The sequence below is a fragment of the uncultured Thiodictyon sp. genome (genome assembly GCF_903828115.1).
Taxonomy (GTDB): domain Bacteria; phylum Pseudomonadota; class Gammaproteobacteria; order Chromatiales; family Chromatiaceae; genus Thiodictyon.
In genome coordinates, this window is sequence record NZ_CAIKKU010000697.1 from 1 (window position 1) to 5087 (window position 5087).

Here is a 5087-nt window from a genome sequence, read left to right on the forward strand (position 1 = left end):
CGCGTCTGGGAGATGATCGCGCACCAGGTAGAAGCGATCCAGATCGCTGCGCGCTTCAACATCGCACCAGTCAAATAAGCTCAGTTGGGGTGACTTTTCGCCCGGCGCCCCACGCCGCGCACGCAACTCACTGATCGCTCGTTCCACACTGGCTCCAGGTTGGGGTAAACGAAAATTTCCCCGCAGCGCGCGGCTTTTTTTGTCAATGGGTTACGGACATCGCTAATGGCGCGCACGCTCGCTCCGCACCTCGTCTACCAGGCGGGCGATCTCGGACGGATCGAGCGGGTCCTCAGCGGCGACCGCGCGCAGCCGCTCGACCATGGATTGCAGCGCATCCCTGGCCTCGGCCTGATCGGCGGATTCGACGACGAGTCCGCCCTTGATCGGGCGCACGCGCACTTGGCGGGCCAGGCCGGCCAGGTACTCCGGCGGGATCAGTAGGCCACGATCCTCGATCTGCAAGGGGTTCATGTGTCTGGCTCGCTTAGGGATGGGGTGACTGCTCGATTGTACCGCGTTTGAGTTGGGGGTCGACCGGCTCAAGCCCCGACCTCCGGTTGTCGGGCGTGGGTGGTCTTGGTCACAATTACAGCCGCCGCATGAGCCGCGAGGTCGTTGGTCCGCACAGCGGACCCTACGGGACGCGGCCTTTCCGTAGGGTCCGCTGTGCGGACCGATCGCCGTCGGCCGCGGTCATGGTCAAGACTGGCCTGGCCTAGCCCACCAACTGCTCCACCACCCGACCGACCTGCTCGATGCGCTGGGTCGGATCGGACAGGTCCCGGAAGAAGCGCAGCTTGTCCCCCCCGTCGAGTTTGTATTCCTTCGGCCGGGTCTGAATGAGCTTGATGAGCCGCGTGGGATCGACCTTGCTGTCGGCGCCGAAGATGACCCGCCCGCCCGCGGGATCGGCCTCGATCTATTGCCCTTTCCGACGGCAGGGGTTAACATCCCTGTGGGTCGGTGATCAAGATCGGCTCCAACGACGAACTCTACCTGCGACAGAGGTATGTCTTCAACGATGCCAGTGCGTCAGTCGAACAATCCCAAACGCCGTATCGCGGAGCCAGGCGCTTTGACCGAGGCGAAGCCTATGAGGCGAAATGGGGTCATGATGGCTACCATGGCTATCGACTTGATAAGGAAGCCGAGCGCTATCAACGCGAATGCGTATTGAAAGCCTGGAGCGATCGATGAGCGCGGAACTCACCATCGGCTTGGATTGGGAGCGTCTTGAAGAGGGGCTTCCCGAGGAGAAGTCCTGCTTCGGTATGCTACAGGTTTGTTTCGGGAATATCCTGCTGACCGAAGGCCAGGACGGCTTTATCGACTGCGCCCGGCGCGGTCCTCTGGTGTCCGGTTACCATTTAGCGGAGTGGCTGGCCTGGAACTGGTGGCGCCTGACGCGTGAGCCGCGGCCCGATGCCCCCAACTCAGATTGGCACTTCGCGCATTGTCTGGGGACGGTCGGCGCCGGATACCTATGGCCGAATATCACGATCGCCTCCGACCGGCAGCGGACCCTGGTGATCGCCAAGCCAACCCGCCCGCAAGGATTCAGCGCCTTTCGCTTCACCGCCCACAGGACCTTGGTCATGCCGACGAGCGGATTCGAGTCGGCGCTTGATCTGTTCATGGGGCAGATTCAAGGCAAACTGCGAGCCGATCGGGTCGCGCCGACCAACTTCGACCAGATATGGACTGAAGTCCTGGCGGAGCGGGCCGACCCGGACACGGCCTCCCAACGCGAATTGGAGGCGGTCCTCGGATACGACGCGGATGAGGGTGACGCGGGTCAGGTTCGGCAATTGCTGGGCGATGCGGATGACCTTGGGCACGACGCCATCATCGAAATTGCGGCTGATCATCGGCCGGGTCACGGGCTTCCGACGGCTGCCGAGATTAGGTCCTGGGCGACGGACTTCGGGCGTGACACGCGACCCGCCGACATTCCCCGCATCACGGGCCTGGACCTGCGCGCGCGCTCGACGACGCCGGCCTGGCGGCAGGGGTACCAAGGGGCCCGCACACTGCGTGAGCAGCACGGACTGGCACACGAACCGCTGCCGGACAAACGCCTTGCCGAGCTTTGCGCCGTCTCGCCGGAGATACTGGAACCGGCGCAGCCCAGCCCCCTTGCGTTTGTACTCGATGACGACTCGCACCGAGCGGGGCGCGTCGTGCTCCGGTCGAATTACCCGACGGGCCGTCGCTTCGAGCTTGCCCGCCTGCTCGGCGACAGGATCGCCGGCGCTCTCGATGAACACCTGATCCCGGTGACCAGGTCCCACACCTACCGTCAAAAACTCCAGCGCGCGTTTGCCGCTGAACTTCTGTGCCCGTTTGAGGCGCTGGAAGCCTTTCTGGACGGCGATTACTCGGAGCAGGCGCGCGATGATGCCGCCCAGCATTTCAACGTCTCGGAGCGGGCGGTGTGGACCCTGTTGGTCAATAACGACCGACTTGAGCGGAACGCGCTGGACGACGACGCAGAGACCTTGGGCGCCGCAGCCTGACGGCGCGGGGATCAAACCTGGTTGCGTGCCCCGTGGATCGGCCCTAGTATGGCGCCAGCATCGCCGTTGCGAGAGCAAAGCCTCGAGTGGCTCAAGGAGGCTTCGTGCGCGAACGGTACTGCGGATGCCGGTTCGGCGACCCGCGAGCGTCAGGGGGCTAGACGAAGGTTATGAAAGTCTTAAGTGCGGATATCGTTAACTTCAAGTCGTTGGGTCACTTGCACCTCGATTTCCGGAGTCCCGCCGGCGCGCCCCGCAACCTGACATGCCTGGTGGGTGACAACGGTGCCGGAAAAACGACGGTGCTGCAAGCGATTGCTCTTGTGCTGTCGCTTGCCACCCGGCGCACGCGCTTCGCCGACTCATTCGATTGGCATGGCTTCCTCGCGGAGCGTATCGGCAGCATGGGGCGAACCCGTGTGGAGCTTCAGATTGCGCTTACCGATGCTGAAGTGGCATTGACGAGTTCCCTGTATCGCACCTGGTACGATTCACTGGCCCCGGATTGGCGGGAGTCGCATCGCATCGTTGAGCCGTCGGACCATCGCATGGTGACGCTGGTCTACGAACAGAATCACCTTTCTTCGCCGCAAGGATACCAGGCCGTCAACCAATTCTTGGGGCGGTATTACGTCAAGGCGTTGAGCCGGACCGATCCGGACTTGCGCCGCCATTACCGCGACTTGGGAGATGTCTTCTGGTTTGACCAGCATCGCAATCTCGGCAGCGCATCGGCGAGTCGGTACGCGGGTAGCGATGCGGAGGGCGGGCCGAAAGAGAGTTGGAAAGCCGGTGTCGAGCAACTTCGCCAGTTTCTTGTCGGCTGGTGGGGGTATCATACCTCGCCCATTCGGACCGGGGGCAAGGACTACATACCCGAGCTGCAGGAGAAATTTTGCGCTGTTTTTCCGGATCGACGCTTTGTTGGTCTCGCGCCGAAAGAGAGCAGCGGTCCGTTCGGCGCCAATGACTTCTATTTTCTCCTGGAGGCGCAGGGCCGGACCTACGACCTGGCTGAAATGTCGTCCGGCGAACAGGCCGTCTTCCCCTTGGTCTACGAATTCGTGCGCCTGGATATCAGCAACTCGATCGTGCTGATCGATGAGTTGGAACTTCACTTGCATCCCCCCGAGCAGCAGCGGTTATTGGCCTCGCTGCCGCGTCTGGGGGCAAGCTGTCAGTTCGTCATTTCGACCCATTCGCCCTACTTGACCGATGCCATTCCGAATGAGCATGAGGTGCGGCTGGAGGGCGGGAGCCGATGCCTGTAAATCTATTGTTCGTCGAGGGCAACCTCGACAGCGAGATTCTGGCGGCGGTATTCGCCGGCTCGCTGGTGGTTAGGCGGGGCGGATCGAAAGACGGCTTGGCACCGCAGGCGCGATACGAGCGCGAGAAGAACGCGGTGAAGGCAGCGTATTTGCGCGACCGTGATTTCGATCACGAACCGCCGCAGGACTGTCATGCGGCGACGGTTGATCGCCTGGATGGTGACACAGTGCTGGGATGGCGTTGGGCGCGACATGAAATCGAGAATTACCTGCTTGATCCCGCGATCGTGGAAAGGGCCATTGGTATCTCGGGACACGACTGGTCAGCAACGCTCACCGATGTCGGTTGTCGGATTCGGTGGTATCAAATCGCGCGCTGGACGATCGGGCAGGTGCGACGGGTACTTCCTCCTTCCCATCAATTGCGGACCCGACCGGCAGGCCTGAACGAGCTTGCGCTTCCAGCACTCACTGACGAGCGGTTTTCCCGTGAATGGTGCCTGACGTCGATCGGTCACTTTCTTGAGCAAGTGACGGGGAAGATGTCTCCGGAATGCGTTGAAGCGACAGTAACCCGCTATTCGGAGGTCCTGACAGAAGAAAGTTTGGGGAACATTGAAACAACCTTGGCTTGGTGTTCAGGGAAGGACTTGTTGGCCGGGCTTTCCGGTGACTCCTTGAGGCAGTGCCGTTGCGCGAATGCAGGGGATCTCCGGGCGGCATTGCGCGACTGGGTGCGGGAAAACGCCGACGAAGCAGTAGCGCAGTTTCCGGAGTGGCAAGACCTCATCCAGCAAGTGCGGGCCTGAGTCAGGGGTCTGGTATTTAAAGGAATTAATCGAACCTGGGCCCTTATCCACGGTAGTTCTCGGAACCCGGCAATTTCAGCGAGGGAAACCTCGCTCAGCAACCTAAGTGGTGTACAGAATGTTGAATCCAGTCTTATTTAATTCCTTGCCCAGCGTTCGAGATATTCTTGCCGATCCCGATACCTTGTTTGTCATTCCGACATTTCAAAGACCCTATGCCTGGGAACAAAAGCAAATTCGAGACCTGAAGGATGATTTCGATAGCGCATTATGCGCCCAAGCTGCGAGGCACTATTTCGCGCATGTACATTTGGTACCTATTGAATGGCATTCTTCGGCAGATTTCAATTTGGTGATTAGCGCCATTCCTCAGCCAGACTGGTGGGGCAGCCCGCGGCCAGTGTTCCGGCCAGCCGGGATCATATCTTATGACCGGGGTCGCGAAGCCGCGAATGGTGTGGAGTGGCGGGCAGACGGGAGCGTCGCCG

At 61.1% G+C, this 5087-nt stretch carries 6 protein-coding genes; 5 read left to right on the forward strand and 1 reads right to left on the reverse strand.

From position 1 onward, the window contains the following. Positions 1-222: 222 nt before the first annotated feature. The gene (locus QZY48_RS26325; protein ID WP_295436503.1) at positions 223-474 is read right to left on the reverse strand and encodes a hypothetical protein; all 252 of its coding nucleotides are present in this window, start codon (positions 472-474) and stop codon (positions 223-225) included. 492 nt (positions 475-966) lie between these two features. Between QZY48_RS26325 and QZY48_RS26330 the strand changes: the two genes are divergently transcribed. The 5 genes from QZY48_RS26330 to QZY48_RS26350 all read left to right on the forward strand — a co-directional run. Further along, a complete protein-coding gene (locus QZY48_RS26330) occupies positions 967-1200 on the forward strand; it encodes a hypothetical protein (protein WP_295436504.1) in 234 nt (77 codons plus the stop codon). Next, positions 1197-2519, forward strand: a complete 1323-nt coding sequence (locus QZY48_RS26335) for a hypothetical protein (protein WP_295436505.1) — start codon at positions 1197-1199, stop codon at positions 2517-2519. Before QZY48_RS26330 ends, QZY48_RS26335 begins: the two co-directional genes overlap by 4 nt. 170 nt (positions 2520-2689) lie before the next feature. Then, positions 2690-3790, forward strand: coding sequence for an ATP-binding protein (locus QZY48_RS26340; protein WP_295436506.1), 1101 nt, complete (start codon positions 2690-2692; stop codon positions 3788-3790). Further along, entirely contained in the window at positions 3781-4599 is an 819-nt protein-coding gene (locus tag QZY48_RS26345) for a hypothetical protein (protein WP_295436507.1), read from the forward strand. Before QZY48_RS26340 ends, QZY48_RS26345 begins: the two co-directional genes overlap by 10 nt. A gap of 118 nt (positions 4600-4717) precedes the next feature. Beyond that, a partial coding sequence (locus tag QZY48_RS26350; RefSeq protein WP_295436508.1) for a DUF262 domain-containing protein occupies positions 4718-5087 on the forward strand: 370 nt, incomplete at its 3' end.